At 50.1% G+C, this 18503-nt stretch carries 20 protein-coding genes; 13 read left to right on the top strand and 7 right to left on the bottom strand.

The window, feature by feature from the left end; all coding sequences use genetic code 11:
* The first annotated feature begins 242 nt into the window (after positions 1-242).
* From SE18_RS23325 to SE18_RS23315, 3 genes are read left to right on the top strand one after another with little or no spacing between them, the layout of a single operon-like run.
* Complete coding sequence (locus SE18_RS23325) at positions 243-791, top strand: DUF3267 domain-containing protein (protein WP_054536868.1); 549 nt, start codon at positions 243-245, stop codon at positions 789-791.
* On the top strand, positions 784-2019 hold the full coding sequence (locus SE18_RS23320) for an ABC transporter permease (RefSeq protein WP_054536867.1): 1236 nt from the start codon (positions 784-786) through the stop codon (positions 2017-2019). The genes SE18_RS23325 and SE18_RS23320 overlap by 8 nt, the downstream gene beginning before the upstream one ends.
* Positions 2020-2034: 15 nt before the next feature.
* The gene (locus tag SE18_RS23315; RefSeq protein WP_054536866.1) at positions 2035-2517 is read left to right on the top strand and encodes an NUDIX hydrolase; all 483 of its coding nucleotides are present in this window, start codon (positions 2035-2037) and stop codon (positions 2515-2517) included.
* A gap of 111 nt (positions 2518-2628) precedes the next feature.
* Here the strand turns inward: SE18_RS23315 and SE18_RS23310 are convergent, their stop codons facing one another.
* Positions 2629-3411, bottom strand: coding sequence for an SDR family oxidoreductase (locus tag SE18_RS23310; RefSeq protein WP_054536865.1), 783 nt, complete (start codon positions 3409-3411; stop codon positions 2629-2631).
* Between the two features lie 170 nt (positions 3412-3581).
* Here SE18_RS23310 and SE18_RS23305 point away from each other — a divergent pair, with 170 nt between their 5' ends.
* The 5 genes from SE18_RS23305 (at position 3582) to SE18_RS27300 (ending at position 7213) form a co-directional block, all read left to right on the top strand.
* Positions 3582-4595 carry an ABC transporter ATP-binding protein gene (locus tag SE18_RS23305; protein ID WP_236706949.1) on the top strand — a complete coding sequence of 338 codons (1014 nt, stop codon included), beginning with the start codon at positions 3582-3584 and terminating at the stop codon, positions 4593-4595.
* Entirely contained in the window at positions 4588-5400 is an 813-nt protein-coding gene (locus SE18_RS23300) for an ABC transporter permease (protein ID WP_054536864.1), read from the top strand. The genes SE18_RS23305 and SE18_RS23300 overlap by 8 nt, the downstream gene beginning before the upstream one ends.
* Before the next feature lie 2 nt (positions 5401-5402).
* Positions 5403-6191, top strand: coding sequence for an ABC transporter permease (locus SE18_RS23295; RefSeq protein WP_054536863.1), 789 nt, complete (start codon positions 5403-5405; stop codon positions 6189-6191).
* Positions 6192-6240: 49 nt separating this feature from the next.
* Complete coding sequence (locus tag SE18_RS23290; RefSeq protein WP_054536862.1) at positions 6241-6573, top strand: hypothetical protein; 333 nt, start codon at positions 6241-6243, stop codon at positions 6571-6573.
* Positions 6574-6928: 355 nt separating this feature from the next.
* The gene (locus SE18_RS27300) at positions 6929-7213 is read left to right on the top strand and encodes a hypothetical protein (RefSeq protein ID WP_152976727.1); all 285 of its coding nucleotides are present in this window, start codon (positions 6929-6931) and stop codon (positions 7211-7213) included.
* A gap of 630 nt (positions 7214-7843) precedes the next feature.
* On the opposite strand, the gene SE18_RS23280 is transcribed toward SE18_RS27300, so the two are convergent.
* On the bottom strand, positions 7844-8725 hold the full coding sequence (locus SE18_RS23280; protein ID WP_236706948.1) for an EamA family transporter: 882 nt from the start codon (positions 8723-8725) through the stop codon (positions 7844-7846).
* Between the two features lie 127 nt (positions 8726-8852).
* Here SE18_RS23280 and SE18_RS23275 point away from each other — a divergent pair, with 127 nt between their 5' ends.
* Complete coding sequence (locus SE18_RS23275; RefSeq protein WP_054536860.1) at positions 8853-9350, top strand: MarR family winged helix-turn-helix transcriptional regulator; 498 nt, start codon at positions 8853-8855, stop codon at positions 9348-9350.
* Here SE18_RS23275 and SE18_RS23270 read toward each other — a convergent pair.
* Positions 9341-11530, bottom strand: coding sequence for an ATP-binding protein (locus SE18_RS23270; protein WP_054536859.1), 2190 nt, complete (start codon positions 11528-11530; stop codon positions 9341-9343). The two genes, SE18_RS23275 and SE18_RS23270, sit on opposite strands and share 10 nt — an antisense overlap.
* Positions 11531-11738: 208 nt before the next feature.
* Here SE18_RS23270 and SE18_RS23265 point away from each other — a divergent pair, with 208 nt between their 5' ends.
* Positions 11739-12782: a CAP domain-containing protein gene (locus tag SE18_RS23265; protein WP_054536858.1), complete on the top strand. Its 1044-nt coding sequence runs from the start codon at positions 11739-11741 to the stop codon at positions 12780-12782.
* On the opposite strand, the gene prmC is transcribed toward SE18_RS23265, so the two are convergent.
* Positions 12779-13621 carry a peptide chain release factor N(5)-glutamine methyltransferase gene (gene prmC / locus SE18_RS23260; RefSeq protein WP_054536911.1) on the bottom strand — a complete coding sequence of 281 codons (843 nt, stop codon included), beginning with the start codon at positions 13619-13621 and terminating at the stop codon, positions 12779-12781. The genes SE18_RS23265 and prmC overlap by 4 nt on opposite strands.
* Positions 13622-13776: 155 nt before the next feature.
* On the opposite strand from prmC, the gene SE18_RS27625 reads away from it, so the two are divergent.
* Both SE18_RS27625 and aroB read left to right on the top strand, forming a co-directional pair.
* Complete coding sequence (locus tag SE18_RS27625; RefSeq protein WP_160319544.1) at positions 13777-13914, top strand: hypothetical protein; 138 nt, start codon at positions 13777-13779, stop codon at positions 13912-13914.
* 76 nt (positions 13915-13990) lie between these two features.
* Positions 13991-15610 (top strand): 3-dehydroquinate synthase, encoded by a 1620-nt coding sequence (gene aroB / locus SE18_RS23255; protein WP_083470100.1) that lies wholly within the window; start codon positions 13991-13993, stop codon positions 15608-15610.
* A 209-nt stretch (positions 15611-15819) separates the two neighbouring features.
* Here the strand turns inward: aroB and rfbC are convergent, their stop codons facing one another.
* Positions 15820-16386: a dTDP-4-dehydrorhamnose 3,5-epimerase gene (gene rfbC / locus SE18_RS23250; RefSeq protein ID WP_201783529.1), complete on the bottom strand. Its 567-nt coding sequence runs from the start codon at positions 16384-16386 to the stop codon at positions 15820-15822.
* A 77-nt stretch (positions 16387-16463) separates the two neighbouring features.
* Between rfbC and SE18_RS23245 the strand changes: the two genes are divergently transcribed.
* Complete coding sequence (locus tag SE18_RS23245) at positions 16464-18017, top strand: CCA tRNA nucleotidyltransferase (RefSeq protein ID WP_054536857.1); 1554 nt, start codon at positions 16464-16466, stop codon at positions 18015-18017.
* Here SE18_RS23245 and SE18_RS27620 read toward each other — a convergent pair.
* On the bottom strand, positions 17988-18125 hold the full coding sequence (locus SE18_RS27620; RefSeq protein ID WP_160319543.1) for a hypothetical protein: 138 nt from the start codon (positions 18123-18125) through the stop codon (positions 17988-17990). The genes SE18_RS23245 and SE18_RS27620 overlap by 30 nt on opposite strands.
* Before the next feature lie 184 nt (positions 18126-18309).
* Entirely contained in the window at positions 18310-18474 is a 165-nt protein-coding gene (locus SE18_RS27740) for a hypothetical protein (protein ID WP_164689801.1), read from the bottom strand.
* Positions 18475-18503 lie beyond the last annotated feature (29 nt).

Here is an 18503-nt window from a genome sequence, read left to right as displayed (position 1 = left end):
CGCAATACCTTCATTCAAGCCTGGAATAATGCGGGGCAAATTCACCCTTGGCAGTTCCTAGCCAATTGTCTATCCTCAGACCTCAAGCCAAAGCACTGCTCCTACGCAAAGCGCCGTACTTCCCACGGCGCTTTTGCTTGGCTACAAACTCTACAAGGAACTGATTATAATAAGCTAGCATTAATTAGCATGACGCAGCATAGGTGGATTGTTCACTGCGTCGATCAGACAAGAGGATCAGCATGGCAAACGAACCACAACCTCAATCCCAAATCGTTGAAGGATTGCATGGGCGCTTACCATTCTCGGTTGGCGGCTTAGTTGGGTTTTTCAGCTTGATCGTGCTGCTGCGCATTCGCTCGATGCTCCATGTGAACGCGCAACAATTCGATTTTGAAGGGATTGAGGTTTGGCTAACTATCGATCTCGTGATTGTTTTGATTGTTGCGCCATTGGCCCATACGCTTAGTCATGTGCTGAGTTTGATTGGCCAACATAAAGCTTGGGAACTTCAGCGGCGCTTCTTGTATCCACGCGTCCGCCCAACCCAGCCACTTTCGCGCAGCCAAGCAATTGGCTATTTACTAGCGCCCTTGGGCTTGAACCTCGTGTTATTGCTTGGGATGCTCAGCGAGCCACTGGCGGCCTATCTGGCCTTGTGGGGCGCAGTTAACCTTGGTTTGACAACTAATGATCTGTGGAAAGTCTTGGGCGTTTGGCGCTTTCCCAAAGCCAGCTCTTTTATTGTTCACCAGAATCATCTTGAGCGAACGGAGGCACAACGTGGCTAAAATTTGGTTTGTTGCCCGCCGCGATTTGCTCTATCACATTCGCAAAAAAGATTTTTATTGGTCAACCTTGGGCGTGCCCTTACTGATTGGCGCAATCTATCTGTTTGCCCAACTCTTCGGTGGCGATCCTTCGGGACAAACCACCGCCAGCCTGTTTATTCCCGACAACGATCGTAATCACAGTATTGGGATCGTTGATCAAGCGGGCGTGATTAAACAGCATTTCGAGGTTATTTCACCAACTACGGTGCTGCAATTCGACGATCAAGCTACTGCTGAAAGTGCCTTACGCCAAGCGCAAATCGAAAGCTTGTTTCTGATTCCTGCTGATTATCAGCAAGCGGGGATTGTGACCCGTACCACACGCACGGCCAGCATTTTTGATCAAGCTGATACGAATGCCTTGCGCAGCTTGTTGGCAGTTAATCAATTGCGCTCGCCGCATATCGCTTTTGTGCCGCGCTTGTTCGAGCCAATTAGCCTGAGCAAAGCAGAAGCGATTGGCAACAATGTACGGGTTGCAGGCAATCTGAATCAAAATTTTGCTGGCTCGATGGTGCCAATTGGCTTTGCAATGGCAATTTATATTTCGATTTTTATGGGCGCAAGCTTATTGATGCAAGGCATTTTGGAGGAGAAAGAGAATCGGACCCTCGAAGTGCTGCTCACCTCAATCTCGCCGCGCGAACTTTTGACTGGCAAAATGGTTGGCTTGGGCATTGTAGCCTTTATTCAATTGGGCTTTTGGGCCATGCTCGCAGTTGGAGTTTTGCGCGGCCAAGCAATTCGCGCAGCTCTCAACCAAGTTCAAATTGAGCCAACAACCTGGCTGTTGCTTGGAATCTTTTTTCTCCTCGGCTATTTGTTTTATGCCAGCTTAACCGCAGGCATTGGCGCAATTAGCCCATCGATGCGCGAATTATCGCAATTGATTATTCTGGTCAGCGTTCCGGCGATGATTCCGCTGATGTTTATCACCTCGCTACTGAGCAAGCCCAACGGCACTTTAGCATTAATCCTCAGCATTATTCCCTTCACTGCGCCCTCAACAATGATGCTGCGTTCAGTAATGACGGTGGTACCGCCATGGCAAATTGGCTTAAGTATTGGGTTGCTGGCCTTATCAGTTGTGGCGACGCTCAGCCTAACTGCGCGTTTATTTCGGGCCACGATTTTGTTACGCGGCAGCAAATTTTCCTTGCGTGGCTTATGGCAGGCGTTACGCTAAATGCGGAGGCATTGAATGGAACCGATTGTGCATATTGTGCTAGCCTTGTTGCGGCGGGAAAATCAGGTCTTATTGGTGCGTCAGCAGGGCCAAAATGGCAGTTATTGGAGTATTCCTGGCGGCAAAGTCGAAGCTGGCGAGCATTGGCTCGAAGCCTTTGCCCGCGAGGTACGCGAAGAAACTGGCTTGGTTGCCGCGCCTAGCACTTTAGCCTATATGTCGCAAGTCTATTTGGTTGGCAAAGCTCAAACTGTGGTTTTTTGCGCTTTTGAGGGCACAACTGAGGGCGAAATTGCGATCAACGATCCCGATAACGAAATCGAAGAATGCGCATGGTTTGATCTGCACGAAATTCCGACCATGGTGCAAGCGTTGCGCTGGCCAAGCACCCGCCTGCCCTTGCTCGATTATCTGGCGGGCAATGTCGAGGCAGGCCGAGTTTGGGCCTTTCGCTCAAATGAAGATAATAGCGAACAATATTTATTGCAGGCAATTTGATTGCAACTCCCACAAGGCGGGCTCTGGCAAGCAGCATTCGCTCAATAATTATGTAAAATTATCACCCAAAAGCCCCTCGCCAGCCAGTCAAAGCGGGCGAGGGAACTTCAACTAGCCACGCAAGAGCGATTGACCTCCGTCGATCCAGATTTCGGTGCCAGTGATATGGCTTGAGGCTTCGGAGGCCAAAAAGCCGACCAACTGGGCAACTTGCTCGGACGTGCCAGGCTTGCCGTGGGTCAAAGGAATATCGCCCTCTGGAAACTCGGCGGGCACTTGCACCCGTTCAATTGAGCGTTTTTCGGTGCTTTCCTCGATGCTGGTTTCGATTGCGCCAGGGCAAATCACATTCACTCGAATGTTGAATTGGCCAAGCTCCAAGGCCAACATTTTGCTCATAGCAACTTGGCCTGCTTTGGTCGTCGAATAGGCGGTTGCCCCAGCATTGCTAAAGGTGCGCGTGCCGTTGATCGACGAGGTAACAATAATCGAGCCGCCCTGTTTTTTGAGCGCTGGAACACTTTTTTGAATCGTCAAGAAGGTGCCAGTTAAATTAATATCTAAGGTTTTTTGCCACTCTTCGAGCTTTAATTCCTCAATTGGTGCCCACACGCCGTTAATTCCCGCGTTGGCAAAAACACAATTCAGCTTGCCCCATTGTTTGAGCGTTTGATCAACGGCTTTTTGCATCTCATCAGGGTCGCTAATATCGGCAACTATGCCTAAGGCTTCGCCGCCAGCCTTTTTAATCGCTTCAACCGTTTGGTTTAGCTCATCTTCGGTGCGGCCAAGGGCGGCCACTTTGGCACCATGCGCCGCCAAATGCAAGGCTGCTGCTTTGCCAATCCCCGAACCTGCACCCGTCACCAAAGCCACCGTATCATTCAAATGCATGATTCTGCTCCTTCGTTCAGTTCACAATCTTCACAGCAGGCTATTGCAAGTTGCGTGCAAAGAATCCGCCTTGCGACTGAGGAGCACTCCATCATGCGATGGGCTAGCTTTTGTGGCCAGCGGCTTAAACTGAACCGTACTCACCCACCCAATCCATGCTAGAGGAGGCCATGGTGCCGATTATTGATGTTCGTAATTTAGGCAAAACCTATCGCACTATTGAAAAAGAAAACGGGGTCAAAGGCGCAGTTAAGGCCCTCTTTCGGCCACAATATCGCGAAAAAGTCGCCGTTCATGATTTGAGTTTTCAAATTGATGCAGGCGAAATTGTTGGCTATATCGGGGTCAATGGGGCTGGCAAATCGACCACAATCAAAATGTTAACTGGCATTCTCTACCCAACGACTGGCTCAATTGCGGTTTTGGGCCACGATCCACAACGCGAGCGGGTGGCTAATGCGCGCAATATCGGCGTCGTGTTTGGTCAGCGTAGCCAGTTATGGTGGGATTTGGCGCTGATCGAATCGCTCAATTTGGTTGCCAATATTTATGAAGTTGAGCCAAGCCGCTACAAACAATTGCTTAGCCATTTTGCTGAGGTTTTAGAGCTTGATGAAATATTAAAAACGCCAATTCGCTCGATGTCGCTGGGCCAGAAGATGCGCGCTGAATTAGCCGCCACCTTCATCCACGAACCCAAAGTTGTTTATCTCGATGAGCCAACGATTGGCCTCGATGTGATGGTGAAGCAGCGCATTCGCGAATTTATCAAAGATTACAACCAAACCCACAATACAACCGTGATGCTCACAACTCACGATTTAGGTGATATTGAGCAGCTTTGTTCGCGGGTGATTATTATCGACAACGGTAGCAAAGTCTACGACGGCCCATTGAACGCGATTAAACAGCAATTTGGCAAATTTCGCACCATTACCTTTGAAACCAATCAACCAATGACGAGCGTGAATTTGCCACCAGCCTGTGAACAACTGAATTTAAGCGAATTCAGCCTAGAAGTACGCTTTGATCGCAGCCAAATTAGCGCCAGCCAAGTGGCAAACGCTGTGATGCAGCAGCTTGATGTCGCCGATTTTACGCTCAATGAGCCAGATTTAGAGAGTATTATCAAACATTTATATCAGAATCCGACTGCCTATAATGAGGTTGGCGCTCGTGGATAAACTCTATTATCGGCTGCGTATTTATCGCAGTGTGGTTGGCATCAATATTAAAGAAGTGCTAGCCTATAATTTTTGGTTTTGGTCGCAAATTGGTGCGCATGTGTTGCTCACAATTGCCTATATTTCATTTTGGAAAGCACTCTACAGCGAACGTGACACAATCGCCGGATTGAATATGCAACAAACCCTAACCTATATCATCTTGGCACGTATTGTTATGCCGTTGGTGCAATGGGGCTATACCCAAGAATTTGGCTATTGGATTCGCGAAGGCACAATCTCAAGCGAATTATTGCGGCCTGTCGATTTTCAAGAACGAATTTACATTGGCCATCTAACCCGCACATTTATATCATTAGCGCAACAATTAATTGTAGTTGGTAGCCTTGCGCTATTTGTATTTAAGATTAGCTTACCAACTGATCCCTTGGTTTGGCTCAGCTTTCTTATTTCATTATTGCTTGGTTGTAGTATTTTGTTTTGCTTCGATTGGATATTTGGCTGCATTGCTTTTTATTCGACCGAGGTTTGGGGCTTACAAGTGGTGCGTGGTTCAGTACTACTGCTATTTAGTGGCGTGCTTTTGCCATTAACTATGCTACCAACAGAATTGCAAACGATTGCCAAATGGCTGCCATTTGCCCAAAGTGTTTCGGTGCCTGTATCGATATTAAGCGGCATGACTCCATTAAGTGAGCTTGATAGCATTTGGTTGCAACAATTGGTTTGGCTTGGCGTGATGTTTATGCTCTCGCGCTTGATGTTTAATTTCAGTGTGCGCAAAATAACCGTACAAGGTGGATAATAATGCTCCGCTATCTAAAACTTTATTGGTATTTTGTCATCCAGCGTTTCAAAATTTTGATGGAATATCGGCTTAATTTTTTCATTGGTTCGATTTCAACCGTGCTCTTTCAAGGAGCGAGCCTTGTCGCCTTGTGGGCAGTTTTACGTCAAGTTCCAAGCATTCAAGGCTGGACATTCGAGCAAATTTTATTAATTTATGGCTTGTTGACCTTATCGAAAGGAATTAATCATCTTTTTGCTGATAATCTTTGGGTGGTTGGCCGTGATTATATTCGGCCAGGCCAATTTGATCGCTTTTTGGTGCGGCCAATTAATCCATTATTCCATTTATTAGCCGATCGAATTTGCCATGATGCAATTGGCGATTTTATTGTTGGCTTGAGTTTAGTCAGCTATGCAATGGTGCAATTGCAATTGCCAATTAATCTCGCAAGTATTGGCTTTATCATATTAATGGTAATTAGCGGTGGCATAATTTTCATTGCGCTAAATTTAATTACTGCTGCAACATCATTTTGGATTATGGATTCAATTGCTGTAACCAACGTAGTGTTTCATACTAATGAATTTGCCCAATATCCGCTGACGTTTTATCATCGCTCGATTGGGGTGTTATTGACGTGGCTGGTTCCATATGGTTTTGCTTCCTATTATCCCGCTAGCTATTTGCTGGGCCACGAGATTGGCTGGATGGCGTGGCTGGCTCCCTTGGTGGCGCTGGTTTGCATCATGATTGCCTATAAAGTTTGGCTGTTGGGGCTGCGGAATTATGGCAGCACTGGCTCGTGAGCCAATTTCTACGCTAGAATAATGCCAATTTAATCATAAGGAGAGCAAGATGAGCATGGATGGTAGGTATGACGTTGAGGCTGAAATTACCTTCGAGCACGAAGACCCTGAGCATATGTTGGCCATGGCATTATACTTCACTCATGGCGAATTACATTTTAGTCCCGATTCTTATCAAGGCTGGGATATTCAATTGAGTAAAGAGCACAATCGCACGCTGCTGCCAAATGGGGCTATGCTGACCGACTTTGAGTTTCTCAACCCCCATTACCAACTGGGAGAAATGGCGGTTGGCAGAAAGTTTTGGATTCGTCGAGGATCTAAACATCAGGGGACGGGCCATGTAACCCAAATTTTGAATTTAGAGCGATCTGCCGGTTGAGGTAACGTTTTTACAAGCGCCAATTAATAATTCGTCGCGATATTACTCGTTATTTTATGGCAAACATTTAAATGCTTATGATTTGCATCAGGGCGTAATCTCTGTCTTACGTAATACTCCATTCATTCAGATTAAAAAGCGACAGAAGAAACATCTATCGATAGAAGCAAGCCTTAATTCAACTATGCTGCATCAACCACTAACCACCATGTATCAGCGGCTAAATCAGCATCATGAGTGGATTATTCATGAGATTTATGCAAATGATGGGCAAGCAACTTCACAACCAGACAATGCAATTCTTGCCACGGGCCAAGACATTCAGCCGCTTAAAACTAGTTACGGATCGATAATAGTGAACTTAATCATTGAGGCCCGACGAATTGTTAATGCCAAAGAAAGCCTGAAAGGATTTTTAGGTTTTACCTATGGCACCCTCTTTGAGGGTGAGAATTATAAACTAAATGGAAAAGAACGCCTGTTGATGCTTGAAGAAGGCCAAACGGTCACTGTCGGCCAGCCAGTGCGCGGCCACCTCGATCTCTATGGCATTGCTAAGCATATCAAAGCCTTGCCCAGCGGCACTGAATTTGTGCTGCGTGCTGATGACCAGACCATCGCCAAGGGTCGGGTGATTTAGGATTGTTGGATATGAGGTTTTAAGAACATAGAACAGAGAGCATAGAACATAATCCTAACAATCTGTGAAAATCTGTGGCGAAAAATCGTTCTTCGTGACCCTTCGTGTCCTTCGTGGATCAATCCGTTAACGCAGAGGCGCAGAGTTGCGAAAGGATGAAGGATGAGGGATGAACTATTGTAGCCCACAAAAGAACTTTATCTCAATAATCTGTGAAATCTGTGGCTACAATAATTATTATTCGTGCAATTCGTGGCTAAAAAGATTTCTTCGTGTGCTTCGTGTTCTTCGCGGTTTCTAGACTTCGTAGATCAATCTGTTAACGCAGAGGCGCAGAGCAACCGAAGAACATAGAACATAGAACATAGGAAGTGAAGACACATTGGGCTGTAGGCTCTGGGCTATCGGAACAAGGATCGTTATTTCAAACAACACTCCGATAGCCAAAAGTCTATAGCCTTCGTGCTCTTCGTGTCCTTCGTGGATCAACCGAAGGACGAAGAACATAGAACAGAGAGCATAGAACATAATCCCAACAATCTGTGAAAATCTGTGGCTAAAAAATCGCACTTCGTGCTCTTCGTGTTCTTCGCGGTTTCTAGCCTTCGTGCTCTTCGTGTCCTTCGTGGATCAACTTCTCTGTGCTACCTGCAAACGCTGAGCTGGCTTACGATTTGGCATTTGGCTAAAGACAATGCTCGCCAGCACAACCAACGCACCAAGCATTTGGAGCAAACTCAAGCGTTGATCGAGCACCAACCAGCCGAGGATCGTCGCCGAAACTGGGCTGAGCAAAATCAAAAACGACATCGTGGTCGTTGGCAGGCGCTCGATGCCGCGAAACCAAAAGAGATAGGCAATACCAGTATTGACAATCCCAATGATTCCAAAACCAAGCCAGTTGGTTGGCGTAAAAACTGGCGGCATGCCTTCGATCAACAAAGCAAGCGGCACAATCATCAAGCCACCAACCACCAATTGCCACGCGGTATAGGTCATCAATGGCACTGGGCGGCCCCAATGTTTATTCAGGGTAATCCCCACGCCATAGAGCATCGCGCCACCAAACGCCGCCAGCATGCCCCAAATATCAAGCTGGGCCTGTGGGCTGATCAGCATCATCGCCACGCCCAAAACACCTAAGCCTGCCATCAACAGCAAGCGCAAAGTAACCCGTTCTTTGAGCACAATCCAGCCCCAAAATGCCACAATAAACGGCTGCAATGCACCCAAGGTAGCGGCGATGCCACCAGGCAAGCGGTAGGCAGCAATAAATAATAATGGGAAGAAGAAGCCAATATTCAACGCACCCAACACCAACGAGCGCCACCACCAAATGCCTTTGGGCAATTGTCGCCCCCACGCCAAAAAGATCAGGCCAATCGGCAAGGCCCGCATCACGCCCACCAACAAGGGTCGGTTGGCTGGCAGCCACTCGGTCGTAATAATATAGGTCGTGCCCCATAACATTGGCGCAATCGCCGTTAGGAGCATATTCCAAAGCCGTTGCATCGCCGCCACCTTCGCTAAATCCCATCAGTGCCTTGTCTGTGCTATCCTGATGGTATTGAAATTTGTCTTGACATCAAGATATAAGTAATTTATCTTCATGTCAAGTATCTTTATATCGAGATATATTATGCAAGACCAAGTAGATTGCTTTATTGCAGAGTGGCAGCGCGAACGACCGGAGCTTGATTCTACGCCGATTGGTTTGATTGGGCGGATTGCGCGCTTGGAGCAGCATTTGAGCCGCGAATTGGCGCGGGTATTTAGCCAATTTGGCTTACAACGCGGGGAATTTGATGTGCTGGCAAGTTTGCGGCGGTCGGGAGCGCCCTATCAGCGCAGCCCAACCGCCTTGTTCAATACGCTGATGCTTTCATCAGGAGCAATGACCAACCGCCTCGATCGCTTGGCTGCTCGCGGCTTGATCGAGCGCATTCCCGATCCGCATGATCGGCGCAGCCTATTGGTGCAGCTCACCGCCCAAGGCTTGGATTTAATTAATCAGGCAGTCGAGGCCCATCTTGCTAACGAACGGCGATTAATCGCTAGCTTGAGCGCTGATCAACACAGCCAATTAGCCGAATTGCTGCGCACATGGCTGCTGGATTTGGAGCAAGCTCAGCCTTGAGAAACGAGCATCAATAGCTCTGCTTGGCTCAGCGCTTCGCCCGTTGCTTCTGCTGCTAGGCGCTCAGTTTGGCCCAAACTGTGGTCAAGTTGCTCGCGCAGATTTGCCACGTCGCGCAAACTCACGCTCGAATAGCCAACATCGCAGGCTTGGCGCAAGCTTGCTGCACCACCAACCAAATAGGCTGCATGGTGCGGGTTTATCGGTGCAAGCCATTCTGCAAAGCCCTCGAAAGCAATTGCCAACGAACGTTGCACATTCAAACGCGCCGCCATCGCCACAGCCTCGTGCAACACATCGCCTGCTTCGCTGCGGTTGCTGCTTGATTGCCGCAACAAGGCCAAGCCCAAGCCATACAAGGCCATAATCAACGGCGGCGATTCTTCGCTTTGGCGATGAATGGCGATGCTCTCACGAAACAATTGCTCGGCTTCTGCATATTCATCGATATTCAGTTGGGTCGTGGCAATATTTTGAAACGATACAGCTTGGCTCATTTGGTCGCCGAGCTGTTGGTAAATTGCCAAACTGGCTTGAAAATAATCGCGGCCAGCGTGGTGATCACCTTGGAATTGCGCGACCGAGCCAAGATTGTTCAAAATAATTGCTTCGCCCCAGAGATTAGCTTGTTGCTGGCGAATCGCCAATGCGGCCTCATAAACCTCGCGCGCCGCTGCATAATTGGCTTGTTCGGCGTAAATCATGCCCTGATTGTTCAACAAACGGGCTTGATAATCCAAATCGTTGAGCATTTTGGCGTGGGGTAGCGCCTGGCCATAGGCTTGTAATGCCGAAGGATAATCGCTAATTGCATACGACAGCAGGCCATTGGCATAGCCAAAATGCAGCTGGATTTGCGGCTCGAAGCTAGCAGCATGCGCCCCAACCCGCGCAATCCAGCTTAATCCTTCGCGGATATAACCTTGTTGAAAGAGCGGCAGCACCATGCTCGCAATAAAGCGGGCAATATCGCTATAGCGTTGTTGTTGATAGAGCCATTGCAAGGCGCTGCGAATATTGGGCATTGCTTGATTCAGGCGTTTGCTCCACACCATACCTTGGCCTTGGCGAATGCCCGCATCAATATCCAACGCCAATTGTTGAAACGCCTTGGCATGGGCAGCGTGGCAGGCAGCATCAAGCTGGGCGTTGCGTTTGAGTTGGCGCGCAGCATATTGGCGAATCGTATCGAGCATGGTATAGGTTGGTTCATCCGAGGCTGCATTGTTCAGCAATAGCCCTTTGGCAACCATTGCATCCAAGGTTTTGGCAAGATCAATCGTATTGGGCGCTTCGCTGGCCAATAATTGCACTTGGCTTAGCGTCCATTCGCCCTGAAACACCCCCAAACGCGGCAACAGCCAGCGAATTGCCGGAACACTATAGGAAATGCACCAATCCAGCACTGGGTGTAGCACTTGCTCGGGGGCTGGCGCGGCACCCACATTTTGCTCAGCAGGCAGATAATTGCGCAACAACAGCAGCAAATCGGCGGGCCTAAGCGTATCGCTATGGGCAGCAACCAGCTCTATGGCCAAGGGCAAACCGCGCAAGCGCCGACAAATCTCGACGATATGTAAGGCATTGGCTTGATCGAGCATAAATTCTGGTCGCCCGCGCCGAATCCGATCCAAAAACAAGGCTACTGCTGGACTCATACTGATGGTTTCAATTTGTACCGACCCATTGCCAAGCGGAATCGCCAATGGAGGAATCGGAATAACTTCCTCCTGAGGATCGTTGGCAGCTTTTTGGCTAGTAACCAGCACCCGCACCTGCTCAGTTTGGCTCAGCAAGCCAATCACATGCGGCGCTGCGTCGATCACCCGCTCCATATTGTCGAGCACAATTAAGCATTGGCGATCGCGCAAAAATTGCACCAAGGCTTCTTCGTAGCGCAAACTGCCGCGCTCAGCCAAGCCAAAACTGCGGGCAATCGTCGGAATCACCAAATCAGGGTCATCGAGGGTAGCAAGCGAAATAAAGGCCACGCCATCGCGAAACTCAGCATACAAACGATCGGCAATCTGAATACTTAGACGAGTTTTGCCAGTGCCGCTTGGGCCTAACAAGGTAGTAAACCGAGTTGGCGATTGCCGCAAACGATTCACAAGCGCTGCAACATCTGCATCGCGGCCAATCAATGGTGTGGTGAAGGTTGGAAACCCAATGCGTTGCATAAGCTGATCTCCCGTAGCTTGATTGTGTAGTATGCCGCAAAAGCGCTGTAAAAACAAAGGTCGCTGAAGGTTTAAATCTGCCAATCGTACTAGGGTAGTGGATAGATTGGCGTGCTAGCGCCTTTTAGCCCGAAAGTACCCCGTTGATTCAAGCAATAGCTCGCTACAATGAATGGACTGATCGCAAACCATTTACCAAGGAGCAATGATGCACTTGCGTTTTTTATTGCTACTACTGCTGGTTTTTGGCAGTTTAAGCCTGAATTCCACAAGCACCGCCGCCCAAACCAATCTCTGTTTTGCCGATGTACCAGGCATTAGCAATTGTATTAGTGGCCGCTTTTTAGAATATTGGCAACAAAACGGCGGCTTGGCGGTTTTTGGCTATCCGCTCTCGCCTGCCCAAAGCGAAACAACCGCCAATGGAACCTATACAACCCAATATTTTGAGCGCCAACGCTTTGAGTTGCACCCCGAATTAGCAGCGCCATACGATATTTTGCTTGGGCGTTTGGGAGCCGAAATTTACGAGCAACGCCATGGCAACTGGCGCAACGCCCCCAAAACCAATCAATCAACCCAAGGCTGTTTAGTCTTTAACGAAACTGGGCGCTCGGTTTGTGAACCATATCTGAGCTATTGGGTCAATCATGGCTTGCTCGACGCCTCGCTAAATGCCTACGAGCAATCGTTGAGTTTGTTGGGCTTGCCGCTCACCGAGCCACGCCTAGAGCAAAACCCTGATGGCGATTGGGTGATGACCCAATGGTTTGAACGCGCTCGGCTCGAAAATCACGCTGCCAAGGGCATTTTGCTCGGGCGGTTGGGCGCAGAACTCAAACCCGCAACCAACCCCAGCTATCCCAGCGAAGTCACGGCCTTGGTTGATGCGATTAATCGCCAGCGCAGCCAAAACGGCCTCGGTGCGCTAACAATCAACCCAACCCTCAACCAAGCAGCCCAAATTCATAGCGATGATATGGCCCGCAACAACTTCTTCGAGCATACAGGCAGCGATGGCTCCAATGCTGGCGAACGAATGCAACGAGTTGGCTACGCTTGGCGAGCTTGGGCCGAAAATTTAGCTGCTGGCTATACCGATGTTCAAGTCTTGGTTGATGCATGGATGCAAAGCCCTGGCCATCGCACAAATATGCTCTCCGCCGATGTAACAGAAATTGGCATTGGCATCGCCCGTAATCCAAATACAACCTATAGAATCTACTGGACAGCCAACTTCGGCGCCCGCTAAGCTTGCTCGATCTGCACCACGCGATCACGAGCTGCTAAATCGCGCACCAACTGAATCGAGGCATGGGGGAAACTGGCTTGGGCAAGGGCAACGACGTCTGGTCCTTGCCAAGCCCCAATCTCAAACAAGGCGGCGCTTGGCTGGCCTTGGCGCAAAATTGTGGCGGTTGCAGGCAACAATTGGCGATAGCAATCTAAGCCATCGGGGCCACCATCGAGCGCAAGGGTTGGCTCGTGCAAGCGCACCCCGCGATCAATTTCATCGAGCAAGGTATAGGGCGGGTTACTTAACAGCAAATCGATTGGCTCAGGCAGTTGGCTGACACCATCGCCATGAAGCAGCTGAATTTGCTGGTGCAGGCCATGGCGCTCCACATTGCTTTGGGCCACCGCCAAGGCAGCGGGCGAAAGATCGACCGCATACACTTTGATATTGGGAGCATGTTTAGCCACCGCCACCGCAATACAACCGCTGCCAGTGCCAATATCGGCAACCACCAAAGGTCGATTTTGCTGTTTGATCCAAGTCAGTGCTTGCTCGACCAAAATCTCAGTATCAGGCCGTGGCACCAAAACCCGTTGATCGACGTTAAATGTTAAGCCATAGAATTCGCGCGAGCCAATCAGGTAGGCAATTGGTTCTAAGGCGCTGCGCCGTTCGATCAAGGCTTGAAAAGCGGCGGCCTGCTCGGCCTCAAGGTGCTCGTTGAAGCGGGCCAAAATTTGGCTTGAAGCAAGCCCAAGCACATGCGCCAACAACACTCGTGCATCAAGTTGCGGGGTCAGCGAAGCGCTACTCAATTGGTTGGCGGCCTCAATTAATGCCTCGCGCAAGGTTATGGTTGCCATTCAGGAATTCCTCAGCATATTGCGATACCTACGTAATCCACTCGTAATCTGCACATCTAGAGACTCCTTGGCGAATCAGGCATCATTGCGCTAGCAACAAACAAACCCACAGGCGCGGCAGTTTCACACTCGAAGGAGGTTGGATTGTGGATCGTGGTGTGATTTTTTTTATTTTGTTGGTGGTTATTATACTCTTGATTCTTTTGTTGATCGTGGCACTTGGTGACAATGATCAAGCCACTGCAACCAGCAGCATGCAGCTCTTAATCGCCCAATTTGCCTGAGCATCGCCAAAGGTGCTACCATTCGCTCCAGATGAGATGCCAAGCTTGGCATTAGTGGTAATGGAAGGACACAACCATGCAACCATCTGGGCAATCGATTGCATTAATTGGCCCAAGCGGCGCAGGCAAAAGTACCGTTGGCGTAGGCTTGGCGCAAGCCCTCGGCTGGCGGTTTATCGATTTAGATCAACTGATTATCGAACGCGCAGAAAAAAGCATTAGCGAGATTTTTGGCGACGAGGGCGAGGCTGGCTTTCGCGAACGCGAAACCGCCGCTTTAGTCCAAGCATTGCAAACTGAACAGGCCGTCATCGCATGCGGTGGCGGCATCGTTTTGCGCGAAGTTAATCGCCAATTGCTGCGCGAACAAGCTTGGTGCGTCTATCTCACCAGCGCCATCAGCACCTTGGTTCAACGCCTCAGCAACGATCCAAGCAATCCCCGGCCATTGCTGGCCGACGATGTGAGCCAAAAGTTGGTCATTCAGCTGGCCGAGCGCTTGCCGCTCTATAGCACGCTGGCCAACTGGACAATCCAAACCGATGGTTTAGCACCGCAGCTTGTGGTTGAGCAACTGATTCGGGCTTGGGGTTTAGTGGGCAAACCGCAGGCCAGCGAAGTATTTAGTTCGTTCAACAGCCGCTATTATGTCAAAAGCGGCGCCCTGGCAGCACTCCCCAACGAACTTGCTAATCTTGGCTTGACTGGCACATGCTGGCTCATCAGCGATACCCATGTGGGGCCGCTGTATGCGCCAAGCGTAATCCAAGCTTTGGAGAATGCAGGCTTTAGCTGCCAACGCTACGATATTCCGGCCCAAGAAGCCAGCAAATCATGGCAACAAGCTGGCGAACTCTACACATGGCTGCTAGAAAATGGTGTGCAACGTGGCGATACAGTCTTGGCACTGGGTGGTGGCGTGGTTGGAGATTTGGCGGGCTTTATCGCAGCCTCGATTTTGCGCGGCATCGCGGTGGTGCAATTGCCAACCACGATTTTGGCGATGATCGATAGTAGCATCGGGGGTAAAACGGGCATTAATCACCCACGTGGCAAAAATTTAATTGGGGCGTTTCATCCGCCACGCTTGGTCTTAATCGATGATGCGGTGCTGAGCAGCTTGCCCCGCCGCGAACGAGCAGCAGGTTGGGCCGAAGCCGTCAAACACGGGGTTATTGCTGATGCAGCGTTGTTTGATGATTTGGAGCGCGCAGGAGCCAGCCTCAATGATGTGCCTGCCAACATCACCAGCGAGCTGTTGGTGCGCTCGGCGGCGGTCAAAATTGGCGTGGTCAATCGCGATGAGCGCGAAACTGGCGAACGCATGCTGTTGAATTATGGCCATACGCTGGGCCAAGCGGTTGAAGCAGCGACCAACTACAAACGCTATGTCCATGGCGAAGCGGTAGCGATTGGCATGACCTTTGCCGCCAAGCTTGCAGTGGAACTTGGCATGTGGACGAACGCCGAAGCCGAGCGCCAACGCGCCTTGTTGCACGCCTTGGATTTGCCCACCGCCCTGCCGCGCGATTTAGACATCGAGGCCACCTTGGCAGCCCTCAACTTAGATAAAAAACGTGCCAAGGGTAGCGTGCGCTGGGTACTACCAACCAGAATTGGCCATGCCCAAGTTGAATCGCACGTCGATCCAGAACTTGTGCGCAAACTGGTTCATGAACTTGTCGACCAAGCCTAAGGCATTCATTCTCTCATCCTAAAGCTCACTCCCACGGACCGAAGGAAGGCTTTTAGCCTGAATGATTTGGGTATCAGTACAAATAAAAACAATCGCCAAAACGAATATTAGGGGGTGCAGGGGGATGAAAACCCCCTGCGTTTCCCGCCTTGAGGCGGGACGGAAGGGTGGTGAACTAAGATCAATCCAAGCACCTAACCCATAGCCAATTAACCGCGATAGCGAAACGCCGGATTCTCCAAATAGGCTTCGAGGCTCATCGCAACTTGATCACGGCCTGAAAGCGTTGGCTCATTAATTGGCCACTCGATCCCAATTTGCGGATCGTTCCAGCGCACCGCGCCCTCGGTTTCTGGCGCATATAAGCCTGTACAGCGATATTGCACTTCAGCAAACTCCGAGAGCACCACAAAGCCATGGCCAAAGCCCGAGGGAATCAGAAACTGTAAAAAGTTATCGGCGCTGAGTTCAACTCCAACCCATGTGCCAAAGGTCGGCGAACCCACCCGCAAATCCACTGCTACATCAAAAATTTTGCCAACGCTACAACGCACCAATTTATCCATTGGCTGGCGCTCATCTTGATAATGTAAGCCACGGAGCACGCCTTGCTTGGAACGTGAGTGATTATCCTGCACAAAATCGGTAGGCAGACCGAGTTCAGCAAACTTGGTCTGGTGGTATGTTTCAAGGAAGAAGCCGCGTTCATCGGCAAACACGCTTGGTTTAATAATGACAACGCCATCAAGCGCCGTTTGCGTTACGGTCAAACTCATTGCCTTTATTCCTTTCGCCATTCTGTGGTTCGATTATCCCACAATTATAGAGCATAGCTGCCTAAAGTGAGTTTTGTATGCAGATCAGTCATGTTCAGTTTCCCCAAACTGCGGATTATTTAAGTTTACGCCACGCCTTGAGTATGCTCAAACAATTGCTCGGCGCTCGGCCAGCCTGGGTCGTTGGTGGCACGCTGCGCGATTTAGTGATTGGGCGGGCCTTGCAGGATGTTGATTTGGTTGTCGATCAACCAGCAATTGCCTTGGCCCAAACCCTTGCCAACCAGCTTAACGCCAGTTTGGTGGTGCTTGATGCAGAGCGTGATATTGGCCGCGTTGTGCTGCACGATGGCAATTATCTCGATCTAGCGCACTTGCGAGCAGCAGATTTGGCTGGCGATTTGGCTGATCGCGATTTTACGATTAATGCCATGGCCGCGCCACTCTTCGAGCAAGCGCAACTTGGCCAGCTGATCGATCCGCACGCTGGCTTAGCCGATATTCAAAGCGCAACCGTGCGTATGGTGCAAGCCAATGCCTTGGCCAATGATCCATTGCGCATGCTACGAGCAGTGCGGATTGCCGCCCAACTTGGTTGGCAACTTGATCCAGCAACCGATCAGGCGATTCGGACGCATGCCCCATTAATCACGCAAGTCGCCGTTGAACGGGTGCGGGTTGAATTATTGGCAATTTTGGCCACTTGTTGGAGCGCTAGCTGGCTACGCTATTTGGATCGAGCTAATCTTTTGCCAAGTTTAATTCCTGAAATTCGCCCGATGTACCACCACACCCAACCCAATATTCACTTTTTGGATGTGTGGGAGCATTCGTTGGAAACAATTACTGCAGGCGAATGGCTGCTGGCCCAGTTGGAGCACGATCAACAGCCAGCGCCACCAGCTCCGCCAGCCAGCGCCGACGATTGGCATCCACCAGCCTTTTTTCAACAGCCAGCAACCTTGCGCATGCTGCCAACTTTAAGCTTGCAATTGCAATGGGCCGCGCAGGTTGTGGCTCAAATGCAGCAGCCCATTGGCAACACCACCAGCCATCGGGCGCTCTGGAAAATGGCCATCCTGCTCCACGATTGCGCCAAGCCAGCAACCCGCGTCGATAAGCCTGATGGTAGCGTCTCGTTTCACGAACATCAAACCGTTGGAGCCGAAATTGCGCGCGGCGTGTATCAGCGCTTGCGCTTTAGCAACCAAGAAATTGAGTATATGTGCAAGGTAATTGCGGGGCATATGCGGCCTGGTCAGCTTTACTCACAGCCAGAAACCACGGCCAAAGCAGCCTATCGCTTCTTTCGCGATTTAAAGGAAAGCGCGGTTGATACCCTATTACACGCCTTGGCCGACCATATGGCAACGCGCGGGCCGCTGCTCCAAGAACATCATTGGGCCTACCAAGCAGCGTGGACAGATGCAATGCTTGGCTTTCACTGGGATGCTGAGGCCCAACAAAAACGTGCGCCCTTCGTTGATGGGCACACGTTGATGCAAGAGTTAGGGTTGCCAGCAGGCCCGCAAATTGGAGCCTTGCTTGAGGCAATTCGTGAGGCTCAAGCTACTGGCGAAGTGACCGATCGTGAAAGCGCCTTAGCGTTGGCGCGTCGGCTTCATACGTAATTGTGGCTCCTCGCTGTCGTCCTCGACAACTGGCGTTGAGCGCGAAACATAGGGCAATGCGGCTAATGCCACAAGCAGGAGCGCAACAAAAAATAATGTCGTCAGCATGGCGACCTCCATGGGCTTGTGTTTCCAGAGGCAGCGTACTCAATAACGTCATGCTACGCCAGTATGCCGATCTGATGAGCGCCTGATGGCCGACTGACACTCCGCCGTAAGACCGATTAAATGCCAAGCCGATCAATAACCATACGTTGGTTTATTGATCGGCTCGTTTAATTGCCTAAGGATTTTAGGCTTTAGCTTGCTTTTGCAAGTCCGCCAATTGACGATCAAGGCGGGCTGAGATGTCGCGGTACATATCGCCCCGGGATCGGGCGGCATCAAGTTTACGTTGTAAGTCGATGACGCGCACCAAAGCAGCCAAGCCAACGACAATCAGAAGCCAACGAGCCATTGAAAAATCTCCTCGCGATACGCAGAAGT

Source organism: Herpetosiphon geysericola, from assembly GCF_001306135.1.
GTDB classification, from domain to species: domain Bacteria; phylum Chloroflexota; class Chloroflexia; order Chloroflexales; family Herpetosiphonaceae; genus Herpetosiphon; species Herpetosiphon geysericola.
The sequence above is the reverse complement of the archived record's forward strand: the minus strand, read 5'-3'. Positions and strand labels throughout refer to the sequence as shown.

Bases quoted from the DNA above. Each gene is read 5' to 3' on its own strand.
- SE18_RS23325 (WP_054536868.1), top strand. From the start codon at position 243: ATGGCAAACGAACCACAACCTCAATCCCAAATCGTTGAAGGATTGCAT.
- SE18_RS23315 (WP_054536866.1), top strand. From the start codon at position 2,035: ATGGAACCGATTGTGCATATTGTGCTAGCCTTGTTGCGGCGGGAAAAT.
- SE18_RS23310 (WP_054536865.1), bottom strand. From the start codon at position 3,411: ATGCATTTGAATGATACGGTGGCTTTGGTGACGGGTGCAGGTTCGGGG.
- SE18_RS23305 (WP_236706949.1), top strand. From the start codon at position 3,582: ATGGTGCCGATTATTGATGTTCGTAATTTAGGCAAAACCTATCGCACT.
- SE18_RS23295 (WP_054536863.1), top strand. From the start codon at position 5,403: ATGCTCCGCTATCTAAAACTTTATTGGTATTTTGTCATCCAGCGTTTC.
- SE18_RS23290 (WP_054536862.1), top strand. From the start codon at position 6,241: ATGAGCATGGATGGTAGGTATGACGTTGAGGCTGAAATTACCTTCGAG.
- SE18_RS23280 (WP_236706948.1), bottom strand. From the start codon at position 8,725: ATGCAACGGCTTTGGAATATGCTCCTAACGGCGATTGCGCCAATGTTA.
- SE18_RS23275 (WP_054536860.1), top strand. From the start codon at position 8,853: ATGCAAGACCAAGTAGATTGCTTTATTGCAGAGTGGCAGCGCGAACGA.
- SE18_RS23270 (WP_054536859.1), bottom strand. From the start codon at position 11,530: ATGCAACGCATTGGGTTTCCAACCTTCACCACACCATTGATTGGCCGC.
- SE18_RS23265 (WP_054536858.1), top strand. From the start codon at position 11,739: ATGCACTTGCGTTTTTTATTGCTACTACTGCTGGTTTTTGGCAGTTTA.
- aroB (WP_083470100.1), top strand. From the start codon at position 13,991: ATGCAACCATCTGGGCAATCGATTGCATTAATTGGCCCAAGCGGCGCA.
- rfbC (WP_201783529.1), bottom strand. From the start codon at position 16,386: ATGAGTTTGACCGTAACGCAAACGGCGCTTGATGGCGTTGTCATTATT.
- SE18_RS23245 (WP_054536857.1), top strand. From the start codon at position 16,464: ATGCAGATCAGTCATGTTCAGTTTCCCCAAACTGCGGATTATTTAAGT.
- SE18_RS27620 (WP_160319543.1), bottom strand. From the start codon at position 18,125: ATGCTGACGACATTATTTTTTGTTGCGCTCCTGCTTGTGGCATTAGCC.
- SE18_RS27740 (WP_164689801.1), bottom strand. From the start codon at position 18,474: ATGGCTCGTTGGCTTCTGATTGTCGTTGGCTTGGCTGCTTTGGTGCGC.